The sequence below is a fragment of the Tenacibaculum skagerrakense genome (assembly GCF_004345825.1).
Lineage (GTDB): Bacteria > Bacteroidota > Bacteroidia > Flavobacteriales > Flavobacteriaceae > Polaribacter > Polaribacter skagerrakensis.
Genome location: NZ_SLXM01000002.1, coordinates 308,830 through 325,154 on the forward strand (window position 1 = coordinate 308,830; position 16,325 = coordinate 325,154).

General features: G+C 31.2%; 21 protein-coding genes. 12 read left to right on the plus strand and 9 right to left on the minus strand.

Annotated features, from left to right (window positions below; translation table 11 throughout):
- The first annotated feature begins 14 nt into the window (after positions 1–14).
- From EV195_RS05720 to EV195_RS05745, 6 genes are all read left to right on the plus strand, one after another.
- Entirely contained in the window at positions 15–326 is a 312-nt protein-coding gene (locus tag EV195_RS05720) for a GIY-YIG nuclease family protein (protein WP_132793847.1), read from the plus strand.
- Positions 327–402: 76 nt separating this feature from the next.
- Positions 403–930 carry a DUF1697 domain-containing protein gene (locus tag EV195_RS05725; RefSeq protein ID WP_132793849.1) on the plus strand — a complete coding sequence of 176 codons (528 nt, stop codon included), beginning with the start codon at positions 403–405 and terminating at the stop codon, positions 928–930.
- A 1-nt stretch (position 931) separates the two neighbouring features.
- A complete protein-coding gene (locus EV195_RS05730; protein WP_132793850.1) occupies positions 932–1,351 on the plus strand; it encodes a RidA family protein in 420 nt (139 codons plus the stop codon).
- Between the two features lie 56 nt (positions 1,352–1,407).
- Positions 1,408–2,847, plus strand: a complete 1,440-nt coding sequence (locus tag EV195_RS05735) for an aldehyde dehydrogenase (protein ID WP_132793852.1) — start codon at positions 1,408–1,410, stop codon at positions 2,845–2,847.
- Entirely contained in the window at positions 2,832–3,377 is a 546-nt protein-coding gene (locus tag EV195_RS05740) for a PsbP-related protein (RefSeq protein WP_132793853.1), read from the plus strand. Before EV195_RS05735 ends, EV195_RS05740 begins: the two co-directional genes overlap by 16 nt.
- Positions 3,377–4,153 (plus strand): SDR family oxidoreductase, encoded by a 777-nt coding sequence (locus EV195_RS05745; protein ID WP_132793854.1) that lies wholly within the window; start codon positions 3,377–3,379, stop codon positions 4,151–4,153. The genes EV195_RS05740 and EV195_RS05745 overlap by 1 nt, the downstream gene beginning before the upstream one ends.
- An 8-nt stretch (positions 4,154–4,161) precedes the next feature.
- Here the strand turns inward: EV195_RS05745 and EV195_RS05750 are convergent, their stop codons facing one another.
- Positions 4,162–4,626: a hypothetical protein gene (locus EV195_RS05750; RefSeq protein WP_132793856.1), complete on the minus strand. Its 465-nt coding sequence runs from the start codon at positions 4,624–4,626 to the stop codon at positions 4,162–4,164.
- A gap of 117 nt (positions 4,627–4,743) precedes the next feature.
- On the opposite strand from EV195_RS05750, the gene EV195_RS05755 reads away from it, so the two are divergent.
- From EV195_RS05755 to tnpA, 3 genes are all read left to right on the plus strand, one after another.
- Positions 4,744–5,271, plus strand: a complete 528-nt coding sequence (locus tag EV195_RS05755) for a 3-hydroxyanthranilate 3,4-dioxygenase (protein WP_132793858.1) — start codon at positions 4,744–4,746, stop codon at positions 5,269–5,271.
- Between the two features lie 43 nt (positions 5,272–5,314).
- On the plus strand, positions 5,315–6,400 hold the full coding sequence (locus tag EV195_RS05760; RefSeq protein WP_132793859.1) for an amidohydrolase family protein: 1,086 nt from the start codon (positions 5,315–5,317) through the stop codon (positions 6,398–6,400).
- A gap of 123 nt (positions 6,401–6,523) precedes the next feature.
- Complete coding sequence (tnpA, locus tag EV195_RS05765) at positions 6,524–6,958, plus strand: IS200/IS605 family transposase (RefSeq protein ID WP_132793861.1); 435 nt, start codon at positions 6,524–6,526, stop codon at positions 6,956–6,958.
- Between the two features lie 74 nt (positions 6,959–7,032).
- Here tnpA and EV195_RS05770 read toward each other — a convergent pair whose 3' ends face one another.
- From EV195_RS05770 to rsfS, 6 genes are all read right to left on the minus strand, one after another.
- Positions 7,033–7,668 (minus strand): YceI family protein, encoded by a 636-nt coding sequence (locus EV195_RS05770; RefSeq protein ID WP_132793862.1) that lies wholly within the window; start codon positions 7,666–7,668, stop codon positions 7,033–7,035.
- A 79-nt stretch (positions 7,669–7,747) separates the two neighbouring features.
- Positions 7,748–8,008 (minus strand): acyl-CoA-binding protein, encoded by a 261-nt coding sequence (locus EV195_RS05775; protein WP_132793864.1) that lies wholly within the window; start codon positions 8,006–8,008, stop codon positions 7,748–7,750.
- Between the two features lie 2 nt (positions 8,009–8,010).
- The gene (locus EV195_RS05780) at positions 8,011–8,808 is read right to left on the minus strand and encodes a phosphatidate cytidylyltransferase (RefSeq protein WP_132793865.1); all 798 of its coding nucleotides are present in this window, start codon (positions 8,806–8,808) and stop codon (positions 8,011–8,013) included.
- Positions 8,809–8,810: 2 nt separating this feature from the next.
- Positions 8,811–9,407 (minus strand): hypothetical protein, encoded by a 597-nt coding sequence (locus EV195_RS05785; RefSeq protein ID WP_132793867.1) that lies wholly within the window; start codon positions 9,405–9,407, stop codon positions 8,811–8,813.
- A 21-nt stretch (positions 9,408–9,428) separates the two neighbouring features.
- Complete coding sequence (gene ftsH / locus EV195_RS05790) at positions 9,429–11,372, minus strand: ATP-dependent zinc metalloprotease FtsH (protein WP_132793869.1); 1,944 nt, start codon at positions 11,370–11,372, stop codon at positions 9,429–9,431.
- Between the two features lie 32 nt (positions 11,373–11,404).
- Positions 11,405–11,773: a ribosome silencing factor gene (gene rsfS / locus EV195_RS05795; protein ID WP_132793870.1), complete on the minus strand. Its 369-nt coding sequence runs from the start codon at positions 11,771–11,773 to the stop codon at positions 11,405–11,407.
- Between the two features lie 84 nt (positions 11,774–11,857).
- On the opposite strand from rsfS, the gene EV195_RS05800 reads away from it, so the two are divergent.
- On the plus strand, positions 11,858–12,592 hold the full coding sequence (locus EV195_RS05800; protein WP_132793872.1) for a biotin--[acetyl-CoA-carboxylase] ligase: 735 nt from the start codon (positions 11,858–11,860) through the stop codon (positions 12,590–12,592).
- Position 12,593: 1 nt separating this feature from the next.
- Here EV195_RS05800 and EV195_RS05805 read toward each other — a convergent pair whose 3' ends face one another.
- Both EV195_RS05805 and pyrE read right to left on the minus strand, forming a co-directional pair.
- Positions 12,594–12,983: an SRPBCC family protein gene (locus EV195_RS05805; protein ID WP_132793874.1), complete on the minus strand. Its 390-nt coding sequence runs from the start codon at positions 12,981–12,983 to the stop codon at positions 12,594–12,596.
- 28 nt (positions 12,984–13,011) lie between these two features.
- Positions 13,012–13,653 carry an orotate phosphoribosyltransferase gene (gene pyrE, locus EV195_RS05810; protein WP_132793875.1) on the minus strand — a complete coding sequence of 214 codons (642 nt, stop codon included), beginning with the start codon at positions 13,651–13,653 and terminating at the stop codon, positions 13,012–13,014.
- Between the two features lie 7 nt (positions 13,654–13,660).
- Between pyrE and EV195_RS05815 the strand changes: the two genes are divergently transcribed.
- The gene (locus EV195_RS05815) at positions 13,661–14,269 is read left to right on the plus strand and encodes an NUDIX hydrolase (RefSeq protein WP_132793877.1); all 609 of its coding nucleotides are present in this window, start codon (positions 13,661–13,663) and stop codon (positions 14,267–14,269) included.
- Between the two features lie 147 nt (positions 14,270–14,416).
- On the plus strand, positions 14,417–16,318 hold the full coding sequence (dnaK, locus tag EV195_RS05820; protein WP_132793879.1) for a molecular chaperone DnaK: 1,902 nt from the start codon (positions 14,417–14,419) through the stop codon (positions 16,316–16,318).
- The last annotated feature ends 7 nt before the right edge of the window (positions 16,319–16,325 follow it).

Below are 16,325 nucleotides of genomic sequence, written 5' to 3' on the forward strand. Positions count from 1 at the left end.
AGTCGAGAGATTTTATGAAAAAGTATTATGTTTATATAATTGAATGCTTTGATAACTTGTTCTATGTTGGAATTACAAATAATATATCAAGAAGATTTGAAGAGCATGTAGAGGGGTTAAATAAGAGGTGTTTCACTTACAAAAGAAGGCCTTTGAACTTAGTCTTTAATCAAGAATTCGATGATGTGATTCAAGCTATTCTTTTTGAGAAGAAGGTTAAAAAATGGAGTTCAAAGAAAAAAAGAGCTTTAATAGAGGGCGATTTTGATTTAATAAAAGTTTTATCTGAATGCAGAAATGCAACACACTATAAATATAAACCATAATAAGTAGATGTAACTTTAGTGAAGTGGAGGGAGAGTATTTAAATATGGATCTCGACTGCGCTCGATCTGACAAATAATGAAAACATATATCGTATTATTAAGAGGTGTTAATGTTTCTGGTAAGAATAAATTACCAATGGAAGAGTTGAGGAACTTGTTAAATGAATTAAATTTTTCGAATGTATCAACCTATATTCAAAGTGGAAATATCATTTTACAATCAGAAGCAACAAAAGAAACAATAGTAGATGCAATTCGTAATGCGATAAAGTTGAAATTTGGTTATGAGGTGCCTGTTATAATTCGTACCCCTCAAGAATGGAAAAGAGCTATTGATAACTATCCGTTTTCAATAGAAAATGAAAAAATAGTAGCTTTTTGCTTTTTAGACACGGCTGTTTCCATAACTGAAATTGAAATAAAAGGGATTAATGAAGATCAATATAAGATAAATGATGATGTTGTGTATTTGTTTTGTCCTTCAGGTTTCGGAAGAACGAAACTAACAAACAATAGTATAGAGAAGAAATTAAATGTTGCTGCAACTACACGTAATTTAAAAACTACTTTAAAGTTGTGGGAGCTTTCAAAAGAAATTAACTAAAATGGAAAAAAAAGTTACACCAAGAGGTGCCTATCCTCATGTAAAAGTTGTAGGTGATTTTATTTTTGTTTCAGGTACAAGTTCAAGAAAACCAGATAATACAATTGCTGGAGTGGAGTTAATTGATGAAATGAATACAAAAAAATTAGATATCGAAGTACAAACAAGAGAGGTGCTTAAAAATATCGACCGTAATTTACAAACTGTAGGTGCTAGTTTAAAAGATGTAGTAGATGTCACTACCTTTCTAGTAAACATGAATGATTTTGCTGGATACAACAAAGCTTACGGTGAATTTTTTGATAAAGAAACTGGACCGACAAGAACAACTGTTGCAGTTCATCAATTACCACATCCCGATTTAGTTGTAGAGATTAAGGTTACGGCTTATAAGAAACAAGAATCGAGAAATAAGATTTAAGATAAAAGATAATAATGTCTCGATTCTTTTTTCATCATTCTCACATCTATAATGAAATGAACATTAAAAACTACATAAACGGCGAATTTGTAAATCCAGTTAAAAATCAATGGATTGATAATTATAACCCATCTATTGGAGAAGTTTACGGACAAATACCAAATTCAACTGAGGAAGATATTGAACTGGCTTATGAAGCAGCAAATAAAGCTTTCTCCTCTTGGTCTAAAACAACTTTAGATGAAAGAAGTTCAATTTTATCAAAAATAGCACAACTCATTAAAGATAAATTAGATTTCTTAGCTGAAGCTGAGTCAAAAGACAATGGAAAACCACTAAGTTTAGCAAAAGCAGTTGATATACCAAGAGCTTCATCTAATTTTCAGTTTTTTGCTAATGCTATTACTCAATTTGCATCAGAAGCTCATGAAAGTGTGGGCTTAGATGCAGTAAACTTAACCTTACGTCAACCAATCGGTGTTGTAGGTTGTATTTCACCTTGGAATTTACCACTATATCTTTTTACATGGAAAATTGCACCAGCCATAGCTGCTGGAAATTGTGTAGTTGCAAAACCTAGTGAAATTACACCAATGACTTCATACTTACTTGGAGAAATTTGTAATGAAGCGGGTTTACCAAAAGGAGTCCTAAATATTGTGCATGGTTTAGGAAATTCAGCTGGACAAGCTATTGTTGCTCATCCAAAAATTAAGGCAATTTCATTTACTGGAGGAACTTCCACAGGCGCTCATATTGCTAGAACTGCAGCTCCAATGTTTAAAAAGTTGTCGTTAGAACTAGGAGGGAAAAACCCTAATATAATCTTTGCAGATTGTGATTACAATAATATGTTGGAAACTACTGTGAAGTCATCTTTTGCAAATCAAGGACAAATTTGTTTATGTGGAAGTAGGATTTTCATAGAAGAAACTATTTATGAAAAATTCAAACAAGATTTTATAAAAAAAGTAAGCCAATTAAAAGTTGGCATTCCTTTTGATTCAGAGACAAATATTGGAGCATTAGTATCTAAACCTCATTTAGAAAAAGTAAAGTCTTATATAGCTATAGCTGAAGAAGAAAAAGGAAAAATTCTATTTGGAGGAAAAGAAGTTAAAGTCGATAACGCAGAAAATGGGTATTATTTACAGCCAACAATTATTGAAGTGGAGGATAATCAATGTAGATTAAATCAGGAAGAAATATTTGGTCCGATAGTAACAATTATGCCTTTTAAAACTGAAGAGGAAGCATTAACTTTGGCGAATGATGTTTCATATGGATTATCAGCTACAGTTTGGACTAATAATCTTAAAAGAACAATGAAGGTGAGTCAACAGCTACAAGCAGGTATTGTATGGATAAATACTTGGTTAATGCGTGATTTAAGAACTCCATTCGGAGGTGTTAAAAATAGTGGAGTTGGTAGAGAAGGAGGATTTGAAGCGTTAAGATTCTTTACCGAACCCAAAAATATATGTATCAAATATTAATTTTATTAAAGTTTACCATGAAGTTTAAGTTGTTTTTGGTGTTGTCGATTATTTCTATTGTAAGTTTCGGACAAAAGAATAATATAGATGTATATAAAACTAGTGAGTATTTTATTGAGTTTCCTAAGAGTTGGGAACTAAAAAAATCAGAGCAGAAAGGTGTTGAGTTTATTTTATTTTCTAGCAAACAAAAAGTAGATCCATTTAGAGAAAATATAAGTCTAGTTATTCAAGATTTAGAGAAAGATATGACTTTAGAATCTTATATTGAAGTTACTGAATCTCAGTTAAGGAATATGATGAAAGGAACTTCAGTTCAAGAGAATGTATACGATAAAATAAATCAGAGGCATACTTTAGTTTATATAGTAAATATTTCAGCTTCATATTTAAAGGTGAAGCAACACTTTTATAAGAGAGGAAATAAAATGTATACGTTAACTTTCACTGCGCTGCAAAAATCATATGACGATTACAAAAAGATAGCTGATGGAGTTTTAAATAGTTTTAAATTTATACCTACTAAGTAATGGATTTATACTTATTTAATAAAAATGCACTAGTTTGCGGAAGTACACAAGGAATTGGTAAAGCAGCCGCTATTGGATTAGCAGAAGAAGGTGTCAATGTAACTTTGGTTGCTCGTAATGAAGAAAAATTGAAGTCAGTTTTAAAAGAGCTTCCAAACAGCAATCAAAAGCATTCTTATATTGTTGCTGATTTTTCCAACCCAGAAGAGTTGCAACAAAAAATTAAAGCTTCAGCTAATAATTTTCATATTCTTATAAATAATACTGGCGGACCAGCTGGTGGACCAGTTTTTAACGCTCAATTAAGTGAGTTTGAGAAGGCTTTTACCATGCACTTAAAGTGTAATCATATATTGGTTCAGTCAGTAGTTCCTTTTATGAAAGAAGTTGGTTATGGTAGAATTATTAATGTGATTTCCACTTCTGTAAAACAACCTTTAGACGGATTAGGTGTTTCTAATACAATTAGAGGTGCTGTTGCGAATTGGTCAAAAACCATGGCAAATGAATTAGGTCAATTTGGAATTACAGTTAATAATGTATTACCAGGTGCTACTGCTACCGAAAGATTAAATGAAATTATAAACAATAAAGCAGCTAAAACAGGGAAATCGGTTGAAGATGTTACAGAAACAATTAAAAATGCAGCACCAGCCAAACGTTTTGCTCAGCCTAAAGAGGTGGCAAATGCAGTTGTGTTTTTAGCTAGTGAAAGAGCAAGTTTTATCAATGGAATTAATGTTCCTGTTGATGGGGGTAGAACTAAATCTTTATAGTTATAGTTTTATTGGTTGTTTATTGACACTATAATCATTTTTCTGATTGCTTTCATTTCTTTTTCTGATTTAATTGAGCTAAGGTCTATTGTAATTTTTTTATGACTATTGGTTTTAAGAATTACGTTATCTTCTGATGCGTACGCTTTATCAATTTCGTTAGTATTGATTTTTTGAGTAGTTTCAGATTCTTTTGTTCTAAATGTTAACTCATTTTTATTGAGCTTGATAAAAAGCCCTTTTCTTTGGTTTTTAAATCTCTGGGAACGAATTAGTAAGAAAATACCAACTAAAATCCCTAAAGGTTTGTCCCAATCTCCAGGGAAACTAGTTATAAAATCATTAGTTTTTAAATAATTTAATAATTGATAGCTAAAAGAAATCACTAAGAATATACCGGTTGATATAAAAAGAATTGTAGAACTGTTTCTTCCTTTTTTAATAGTGTAATTCATTGGTTTTTGTAAATTCATAAAGAGTTCGGGTTGTAATTTAATCATTAAAGGGTAATTTTTTCAAATTAAATTAAGCTTGATTTGATATGTATCTTTACACTTTTACTTAAATTTATAACGCATTAAAACTAGCATATGAATTTAGTACAGCCTCTTAATTTTAAAAAGTGGATAGATGAACACCGTCATCTTTTAAAACCACCAGTAGGAAATAAACAAGTTTGGGACAATGGAGAATATATAGTTATGGTTGTTGGAGGCCCAAATAATAGAAAAGATTATCATTATAATGAAACACCAGAATTTTTCTATCAGTTAGAAGGAGATATGGTGCTTAAAATTATTGATGATAAGGGAGAGATGATTGATGTTGAAATTAATGAAGGTGATATTTATTTATTACCAGCCAAAGTACCTCATTCTCCTCAACGAAAAGAAAATACAGTTGGTTTAGTTATCGAATATCCTCGTTCAGAAGGAATGTTAGATGCTTTAGAGTGGTATTGCGAAAATTGTGGAACTCCATTATATAGAGAAGAGTTTGCATTAGATAATATTGAAACTGATATGCCGAAAATTTTTGATAAGTACTATTCAGATAAAGATAAGTGTACTTGTATGAATTGTGGTACTGTAATGCAACCGCCGAATAAAATTAAGTAAGCAATACTTTGAAAAACTATAAACTTTAAAAACATATCAAACTTTGACGAAAAGAAAACTTAGAATTAACGGTCATTCTCATTTACTTCCTTATCCTGAGCAAATCCCACAGTTTATGAAAGACAAAGGGATTTTTTGGGTTGATAAAGATAAAAAGTTTATGCTCCAAAAAAATTGGAGTAGACCCGTTACTGATTCCAGTTTTTTTCTGAATGAAAAGTTGGAATGGATGGATCATTTCAATATTGATCATGCTGTAGTACTTAATTTATCACAGTTGTATGGTAACGGTCTTCGTTTGGAGGAAATGAAACAAGCTTTGCGTTTTCAAAACGATTTTAATGCTCGGGTACAACAAGATCATCCTAATAAATTTACGTGTGGTTTTGTAGTACATCCAGGTTTTGTTAGAGGAGCTTGTTGGGAAATTGAACGTTGTGTGGAGCAATTAGGAATGAATTTGTTATGCTTACCAACACACTATATGGATACTATCGGTACTTGGCGTTGTATTTTTGATGAAGAAAATGAGCCAATTTTTGAGTTGGCTAATAAATATAATTTAGCAGTTGAGGTTCATCCTTATGATGGAGAAAAGTTTATTAAACTAGAAAACACAAGTTGGCGATTTCATTTAATTTGGATGCTAGCACAGTGTGCAGATGCCTACCATTTTTTAACACTAAATGGTTACTATGATAAATATCCAAATATGCGTGTATGTTTTGCGCATGGAGGACAATTAGCTCAAATGAATTTAGGTAGAAGAATTCAAGGATTTGATGGGAGGCCAGATTTATTTGAAGGTAAAATTCATCCAAGGAAAGCAGTAGGTAATAAGAATATCTTTTTTGACACATTGGTACATGATACTGGCTCTTTAGAATTACTGATAAAAAACCAAGGAACCAATCAAATTTTAATAGGTTTAGACGACCCTTATCCTTTAGGAGAAATGGAAAGTGACAAACAGTCTTCTTATCCTGGGAAAATTTTAGATTTAGCCATTACCAGAAATATTATAACTGAAGAACAAAGAAATGAAATGTGGGAAGATAATGTATTGAGATGGTTGTTTGGAGATGATGAAGAAAAAAAGAAAAATTTAGTAAATAAGATTTTAAGTTAATTGCATAAAAAAGCCTCAGAAATTCTCTGAGGCTTTTTAATTATTGGTCTCAATTTAGGGTTCAAAACCCTGCAATTTTATTGCAGCACTTTCAGTTATATGAAAAATTAATACCTTTCAGATATGGAAAGATCACTACGTAAAGGCTCTCATACGGTAAGTAGGTTAACCTGTCATATAGTTTGGGTTACAAAATATCGTTATCAGATATTGAAAGGAGATATTCAGGTTCGTTGTCGAGAACTTCTGATGCAAATTTGCGATGCAGAGAACGTATCGATTTTAAAAGGAGTAGTTAGTTCAGATCATATCCATATGCATATAGAATATGCCCCTAAACAAAGTGTAAGCTATTTAGTAAAGCAACTTAAGGGAAGAAGTTCTCGTAAACTTCAACAAGAATTTAGAAAATTAAGTGATCTTTACTGGGGGAAACATTTTTGGGGAGTTGGCTATGGTGTTTGGAGTACAGGTAATATCACAGATGAAATGGTTAATGAGTATTTAGAACATCATAGGAAACCGAACTCGGATAATTCTAATTTTATATTAGAATGAAAAAGGGGACTTTTAGTCCCCAGTATAATAAAACCTCTGTACTTTCAGTACAGAGTGATTTAGTTATAGAGTTCTTATTTAAAAGTAGAACTAGCGTTAATAGCAACTTCGCTCCATGTTTTAGAAACTCCGTCCTCACCTTGGTGTAAATCTTTACAAACTATATTTAAAGAATCTATGGCACTTTGAGCATTCCATTTAGCAATATCCATAGTTGTATTCATATTAAATGTTTTCCCTTCAATTGAATATTTGAATGGTAGTTTTTGAGTCATATTGTTCATTGTAAAGTCAGCAACTCCTGTACTATCAGAATCAATACTAAGTTTACCTGTTAATGAAACTGTGTTTTCCATAACTCCAAAGAAAAACTTTCTAATTTTAAGGTTTCTACCATTATCTTTAGTTTCTAACCCGCTAATTGGAATGTTAAATTCGACTCCATTAATCGCTTCTTTTACAGAATTTCCGTCTCCGCCATTCGTAATTTCTATTTTTTCAAAAGTACCATTTACAGGCACTTTATCTGTAGTTTTATATGCTGTAAAACCAATTGTTGTTTCTGCGTTTTTTAATGAATAAGGAGCAGCTTTTTCTGTAGAAGTTGTTTCAGTTTCTTCCTTAGATGTTTCTTTTTTTGCTTCTGACTTGCAAGAAGTAAGTAAGCTACTAAATATCAAAGCAAATAAAATTGTTGAAAATTTGTTCATCGTAATTATTGATTTTTAAGATTGATAAGAAATTTACTATTATTTATAATAAGATAAATACATTTTTAATTGTTTAATCTTATTTTAAAATTGAGTTAACTAATTCAATATAGCTTCTTTTTGCCTCTTCTTCATTCATTCCTTTTAATTGAGCCCAGGCATTAAATTTGAAGGCGTTTTTTAAATCATCTTCATTCGCATTAAACGAAAAGTTGTCACCTCTTGTAGCTTGTTTATAATAGGCATACAATCGCAATAAAACATCTGGTGCAAGTTGTTGTTTTGTAGTAGATGCTTTTCGAAATGCTTCATTAAATAGTTCGTCCAAATTAGAAATCATGCCTACATCAAATAATGTATGTACAAATATACAAAGGGTGCAAGGAAAAACAAGCTATCTAATCGATCTAATAATCCACCATGACCAGGCATAATAGTTCCACTATCTTTAATATTTGCCTGACGTTTAAATTTACTTTCTACTAAATCACCAAAAGTTCCTAGTACAGATGTTAAAACCGCTATTATAAGCCAAGAAACAGTAGTCAGTATTTCTGAATACCTACCAATTAAAAACCCCGCAAAAACAGCAAATAAAAAACCACCAATAAAACCTTCAATTGTTTTTTTAGGAGAAATTCTTTCAAATAATTTAGTTTTTCCAAAATTTTTTCCAACAAGGTATGCAAAGCTATCATTAGTCCAAATGATAATAATGATATAAATTATAAGCTGCGGTTCATATTGGTTGTTTAAAAATGGTAAAAAAGCAAGAAAGAAAAAAGGAAGTACCAGATAACTTACAGTGGTAAATGCTTTTAAGATATAAGTCTGTTTGTTAAAATTCTTTCGATACAAATCTATTATAAGATAAACTGAATGAAGTAAACAGAATATAAGGAGGTAAATAATTTTATTAATATCTAAAATATTCAAATAATTGAGAGATATTAAAGCCACCAATGAAATAATCGACAATAAAACATTATTAAGTTTAATAATCTTAGAAAACTCCCATAAGCATACACTGCCGAAAAAAGTAATTAAACCAATATAGGTATTTGGTGAATAAACAATTGCAAAAATAAAGATAGCGGCATAAACAATTGCTGATAAAACTCTAGTAGAAAAATTGTTCATGTTTATAAGTCTTCAAATAATAAGAGGTACAAGTTTTTAGCATTGATGTTGCCATAACTTAAAAAATCATCTCCTACCTTATTTTTTAATGTGTAATGTTTAATGGAACTAATATTTGTAGGAATATTACCTCTGAAATTTGTTTTTATACCCGTTAAACCTTCACTAATATTTTTAACAAGCTGACTTGTAGTAGCATAAACGATAAAATTGTCAGATAAAGAAGCTAATTTATGACTTCCTAATTGATTTGAGGAGAACAAAATTTCACCTGAATTTGCAATTAAATGCTCACAATTTATAAAAATAGGATTATTGCTCTTGATGTTTTGATTAATAGTTATTCCATCAATTTTTTTTGATAGTTTCAAGAGGTCTAAATCATTACAAGAAATAGTATCCCATTTGTTTTCGCTAACTATGTTTTGAAGATTGTCGGTTACTTCATCAATTTTAGTGCAGTATAAAAACTTTCCTCCTTCATTAATAAAATGATGTACAAAAGAATCATCAAGTGATAATTTTACAGGTTGTTTTTTTATAAAATTATCCTTGACTGATTCTTTATGTGCACCAAATAACTTTCTTATAATATTCATTAAAAAGTTACTATTCTTGATCTAGTTTGTATCTATATTTTTTTCAGTATCAGGAGCTTCCTTTTTAACCTCAAAAGGTCTCATCCCGAAAATTTCAATTAAATCATCTTTGAATATAACTTCTTTTTCAAGAAGCTTTTGAGCTAAAACATCCAGTTTATCTCTATTTTCATCTAAAATCTGGATAGCTCTAGCATATTGTCCCTCAATAATTTTTGAAATTTCTTTATCAATTACCTTAGCAGTGTCATCACTGTATGGTTTTACAAAAGAATCATTACCAGAAGAGTCATAATAAGTTACATTTCCAACTTCTTCGTTTAAACCATATACAGTAACCATAGCGCGAGCTTGTTTAGTTACTTTTTCTAAATCGCTTAATGCTCCAGTTGAAATTTTATTAAAAATTAATTTTTCAGCAGCTCTACCACCCATAGTAGCACACATTTCATCTAACATTTGTTCTGTTTGAACAATTTTTCTTTCCTCTGGTAAATACCATGCAGCACCCAAAGATTGCCCTCTAGGTACAATAGTAACTTTAACTAAAGGCGCAGCATACTTTAACATCCAGCTAACAGTGGCGTGTCCTGCTTCATGATACGCAATTACTTTCTTTTCTTTTGGTGTAATTACTTTATTTTTCTTTTCTAAACCACCAACTATTCTATCGACTGCATCAAGAAAATCTTGATGATGAATAGCTGATTTATTATTTCTAGCAGCAATAAGAGCAGCTTCATTACAAAGGTTGGCAATATCTGCTCCAGAAAAACCTGGAGTTTGTTGTGCTAAAAACTCTAGTTTTACATCATCAGCTAATTTCAAAGGCTTGATATGAACTTCAAATATTTCTCTTCGTTCATTTAAATCTGGTAAATCAACATAAATTTGACGGTCAAATCTTCCAGCACGCATTAAGGCTTTGTCTAAAATTTCTGCACGGTTTGTAGCTGCTAAAACAATTACATTAGACTCAGTTCCGAAACCATCCATTTCGGTTAATAATTGGTTTAATGTATTTTCTCGTTCATCATTACCGCCCGTCATACTATTTTTTCCTCTTGCACGCCCAATAGCATCAATTTCATCAATAAAAATTATTGAAGGTGATTTTTGTGCTGCTTGTTTGAATAAATCTCTTACACGAGATGCACCAACACCTACAAACATCTCAACAAAATCAGAACCCGATAAAGAGAAGAAAGGAACACCTGCTTCACCTGCAACAGCTTTAGCTAATAATGTTTTACCCGTGCCTGGAGGTCCTACTAATAAAGCTCCTTTAGGAATTTTTCCGCCTAATTTAGTATACTTTTCTGGGTTTTTAAGGAAGTCAACAATTTCTTGTACTTCTTCTTTAGCACCTTCAAGTCCTGCAACATTTTTAAATGTTGTTTTTACTTTTGTATTTTCATCAAATAATTTTGCACGTGATTTACCAATATTAAAAATTTGGCCACTACCACCAGATCCTCCACCAGCTCCAGACATTCTTCTCATGAAGAATAACCAAATGGCAATAAGTAGTATAAAAGGTAAAGCACTAAAGATGGTATCTAAGATACTTGTTTCTTGATCGTACCCTTTGTCAAAGGTTAAATTGTTACTTTCTTTTAGTTTGTTAAGTTCACTTTCAAAACTTTCTAACTTACCAAATTCATATTCATAAAGCGGCTGGCCTTTGCGATAATACAAAGATTCTTTAGCTTTTTTATACTTTTCGTTTGTATCGATTAAATCACTTTTAATAAATATTTTAGCAAAAGATTTATTAGTAATAATTGTGATTTTCTCTACATCATTATTTTTTAGTATTTCAGTAAATTCATTACTAGTAAGCTTTTTTGAGTTCATATTAGCAGAGCTAAATAACTGTAAAGCAATAAAAAATAATATTATAGGTATATATATCCAGTATGAATTTAGTGTAAACTTCGGATTGTTTTTTTTCTTTTCACTCATAAAAATTTGGAGATTTTAAGGATTATTTAGGGTTACGCCGGACTTATTTCTGTAATTTTAGCATCACCCCAAAGACTTTCAATGTCGTAATAATCTCGAACATGTTTTTGAAAAATATGAACAACAACATTCACGTAATCCATTAAAACCCATTCAGAGTTTCCTTGTCCTTCAACATTAAAAGGTTTGTCTTTTAGTTCTTTACTAACTACTTTATGAACCGAACCTGATATAGCGTTAACTTGTGTGTTTGAATTTCCTGTGCAAATTACAAAATAATCACATACGGTGTTCTCAATTTCCCTCAAGTCTAAAAGTTGAATATTTTCCCCTTTAACATCATCTATACCTTTAATAATCGTCGCGATTAATTCGTCTGTACTTGCGTGTTTTTTTGTCATTAAAATTTTTTAGTTTTAGCAAAGTTATTATTTTTTTGCGAGTAATTTGTGTATTATTAATACGAGTTACTATAATAAATCTATATGCGAATAATCAAACTCAATGCCACTGCTTCTACAAATTCATTTTTAAAAGATCTGTCAGTTACTACTAAACTAGAAGACTTTACAGTTGTAGTTACGGATGAACAAAGCTCTGGTAGAGGACAAATGAATACTGTATGGTTGTCTGAATCTCATAAAAACCTCATGTTTAGTGTGTTTGTTAGTTTTGACAACTTTGATATACAGAAGCAAACGTATCTTAATTTTGGAGTGGCTGTAGCTATGTTTGATATGTTGAATAGTTTGAATGTTCCTAGATTGTCAGTCAAATGGCCAAACGACATTCTGTCAGAAAAGAAGAAAGTATGTGGCGTTTTAATCGAAAATATTTTAAAAGGAAGAATGATTAGTGCTTCTATTATAGGAATTGGCTTAAATGTTAATCAAGACAGTTTCCCCGATTATTTACCAGATGCAGCTTCTTTAAAAATGATTTTAGCTAAAGAGTTTAACTTAAAAGTGTTATTAAATAAATTTATAGAGAAATTAGAATACTACATCAATTTACTGAAAAATGAAGATTACGATTTGTTAGAAGAGTTGTATTTGAATGTTTTGCACAAAAAAAACATCCCAAGTATGTTTAGAACTACTGAAGATGTTTTGTTTATGGGTAAAATAATAGGAGTAAACACTTCAAATGGTAAACTCCAAATAGAATTAAGTGATGAAACCGTAAAAGAATTTGCTCTTAAAGAGGTTTCATTTGCTTAATTTATAATTTCTCAAGATTTTCTGTTAATGTATTTATGAAGTTAGTTAATGGTTTTTTCACCATCATTGCCATCATAGGATTAAAACTACTTTCAAATTTTAATTGCACATTACTTTGATTTTCAGAGATAGAGTTAATATCTGCTGCTAATGTAAAAGGTAATTTGCTGCTTGCTGCACCTAAAGTAACATTTGAGTATTCGGTTTTTTCTTTCATAACCAATCTGATTTCAGGCATTCCTTTCAAACCGAAAATAAAAGAATCTCCATCAACTTCAAATTTTTCAGTATTCTCTGGCATTAATTGTTTGAAGTTTTCCAGTTGTATAAGAAAATTGTATAAATCCTCTTGTGATTTATTTACAGTGATACTATTTCCTTCGATATTCATTTGTTAAGTTTGTTTTGTGTATTTTAATTTATTGATTCCATTCACTTGGGTTTAACCTCCAACTCTCAAGTGTAATTAATTCTTTTTCATTTATATAATTACTATCTAAAGCTTGTTCTAATAACTCTTCGTAATTACTAAGAGTCGTAAAATCTAAATTAAAATCTTTAAAAGCTTCAGATGCAATTGAAAAACCATAAGAAAAAATTGCAACCATACCTTTAACAGTAGCATTAGCTTCTTTTAAAGCTTTAATAGCATTTAAACTGCTTTTTCCTGTGCTTATTAAATCTTCAACAACTACTACATTTTGACCACTTTCTAAAAATCCTTCAATTTGATTTTTTCTACCATGTTTTTTAGGTTCTGGTCTAACATAAACAAAAGGAACACCTAATTCTTGTGCTACTAAAACACCAATAGCAATCGCCCCGGTTGCTACACCAGCAATAACATCTGGCTTACCATATTTTTCCTCTACTAATTTCGCTATCTTCTCTTTCAAGAAATTTCGAACAGGAGGATATGATAGTGTTACCCTATTATCACAATAAATTGGTGATTTCCATCCAGATGCCCATGTAAATGGTTCATTAGGACTTAATTTTATAGCTTTCACTTGTAATAAAAGTTCGGCAGTTTTTTTTGCAGTATCTTTGTTTAAAATCATAGCGCAAATGTATAAAGTTTTTGTGAATGATAGACCTATTATATTTACATCTTCATCAATAAAAAATGATGATTTTTCTGTAATGAATTACAAAGATATCATTTTAGAAGATGTTATTAAAGAGGTAAAAACAGGTAAGTCTAATGGCACTTATTTATTTACTCCAAATTTGGATAAAGTTTGGAAAAAATTCTGTGTGGACTACAGACTTAGAGAAGCGGGTGGGGGATTAGTAATTAATCCTAATAAAGAAATTCTATTTATCTACAGAGCGAATAAGTGGGATTTACCCAAAGGTAGAGCAGAAAAGAATGAGGAGATTGAAAAAACTGCTATTAGAGAAGTTAAAGAGGAAGTAGGTATACAAAATATTGTTATTGAAAAATTTTTAACTAATACTTATCATTTGTATCCATCAAGAGGAAAAGATAGATTAAAAAAAACGTATTGGTATCTGATGAGAACAGATGTTGATGCTACTTTACAACCTCTTTTGGAAGAAGGTATTACTGAAGCAGCTTTTTTTGATGAAAAAAAAATAAAGAGAATTATTCTCAAGAACACTTACAAGAACATTATCGCAGTTTACAATCTTTATAAAAGCACTTTTGCTTAATTTTTTCATATTTCTTCAAGGTAAACTGTCACCCTGTCATAAAAAACAATCAAAAGCTGTCAAAACAAATTAAAAAAAGCGTTGGCATGACCTTTGACATTTTCTAATCGTAAAATTTTGAATAAAAATAAAATCGATAATAAAGTTATGAGTAAAATTATAGGAATAGATTTAGGTACTACCAACTCTTGTGTTTCTGTAATGGAAGGAAACGAGCCAGTAGTAATTCCTAATTCTGAAGGAAAAAGAACTACACCTTCTGTAGTTGCTTTTGTAGAAGGAGGAGAAAGAAAAGTTGGTGATCCTGCAAAACGTCAGGCGGTAACTAACCCTACAAAAACAGTTTATTCAATTAAACGTTTTATGGGGAATAAATATTCTGAGTCTCAAAAAGAAGCGGATAGAGTACCTTATGATGTTGTAAAAGGAGACAACGATACTCCTCGTGTGAAGATTGATGATCGTTTATATACACCGCAGGAAATTTCTGCAATGGTGTTACAAAAAATGAAAAAAACAGCTGAAGATTATTTAGGACAAGATGTTTCTGAAGCTGTTATTACTGTGCCAGCATATTTTAATGATGCACAACGTCAGGCAACTAAAGAAGCTGGTGAAATTGCAGGTTTAAAAGTTCGTCGTATTATCAACGAACCAACTGCTGCTGCTTTAGCTTACGGATTAGATAAAGCGGATTCTGATAAGAAAATTGTAGTATTTGACTTTGGTGGAGGTACACACGACGTTTCTATCTTAGAATTAGGTGACGGTGTATTTGAAGTATTAGCTACAGATGGTGATACACACTTAGGAGGTGATGATGTAGATGAAAAAATCATTAATTGGTTAGCAAATGAGTTTAATGCTGAGGAGAATATGGATTTACGCAAAGATCCAATGGCATTACAGCGTTTAAAAGAAGCTTCAGAGAAAGCTAAGATTGAGTTATCAAGTACTACATCAACTGAGATTAACTTACCTTATATTACAGCTACAGCTTCTGGTCCAAAACACTTAGTAAGAACGCTAACTAGAGCTAAATTTGAGCAGTTAATTGATGATTTAGTAAAAAGAACAATTGAGCCTTGTAGAACTGCTTTAAAAAATGCTGACTTATCTACTTCTGATATTGATGAGGTAATTTTAGTTGGAGGTTCTACACGTATTCCTGCAATTCAAGAAGCGGTTGAAAAGTTCTTTGGAAAAGCACCAAGTAAAGGAGTAAACCCAGATGAGGTGGTGTCTTTAGGAGCAGCTATTCAAGGAGGGGTGTTAACTGGAGATGTTAAAGATGTACTTCTTTTAGATGTAACTCCATTATCATTAGGTATCGAAACTATGGGTAATGTATTTACAAAGTTAATTGAAGCAAATACAACAATTCCTACTCAAAAATCACAAGTTTTCTCTACGGCTGCTGATAACCAACCTGCTGTTGATATTCACGTATTACAGGGAGAAAGAGCAATGGCTGCTGATAATAAAACTATTGGACGTTTTCAATTAACTGATATTCCACCAGCACCAAGAGGAGTTCCTCAAATTGAAGTTACTTTCAATATTGATGCAAACGGAATTATTAACGTTTCAGCAAAAGATAAAGGAACTAATAAAGAGCAAAATATTCGTATTGAAGCTTCTTCTGGATTAACGGATGAGGAAATCCAAAGAATGAAAGCTGATGCCGAAGCAAATGCAGACGCAGATGCAAAAGCTAAAGAAACTGCTGAAAAAATCAACGGTGCTGATTCAATGATTTTCCAAACAGAAAAGCAGTTAAAAGAATTTGGAGATAAATTATCAGCTGATAAGAAAGCTCCGATTGAAAATGCTTTAGAAGAATTAAAGAAAGCTCATGAGAGTAAAGATTTAGCTTCAATTGATGCTGCAATGGAGAAAATCAACGAAGCTTGGAAAGCAGCTTCAGAAGAAATGTATGCGGCACAACAACAAGCAGGTGGAGCTACAGGAGCACAGCCAGAAGGGAATGCAGAAACTGCTGATAGCGGTGATAATGTAGAAGATGTAGATTTTGAAGAAGTAAAATAATACTTTT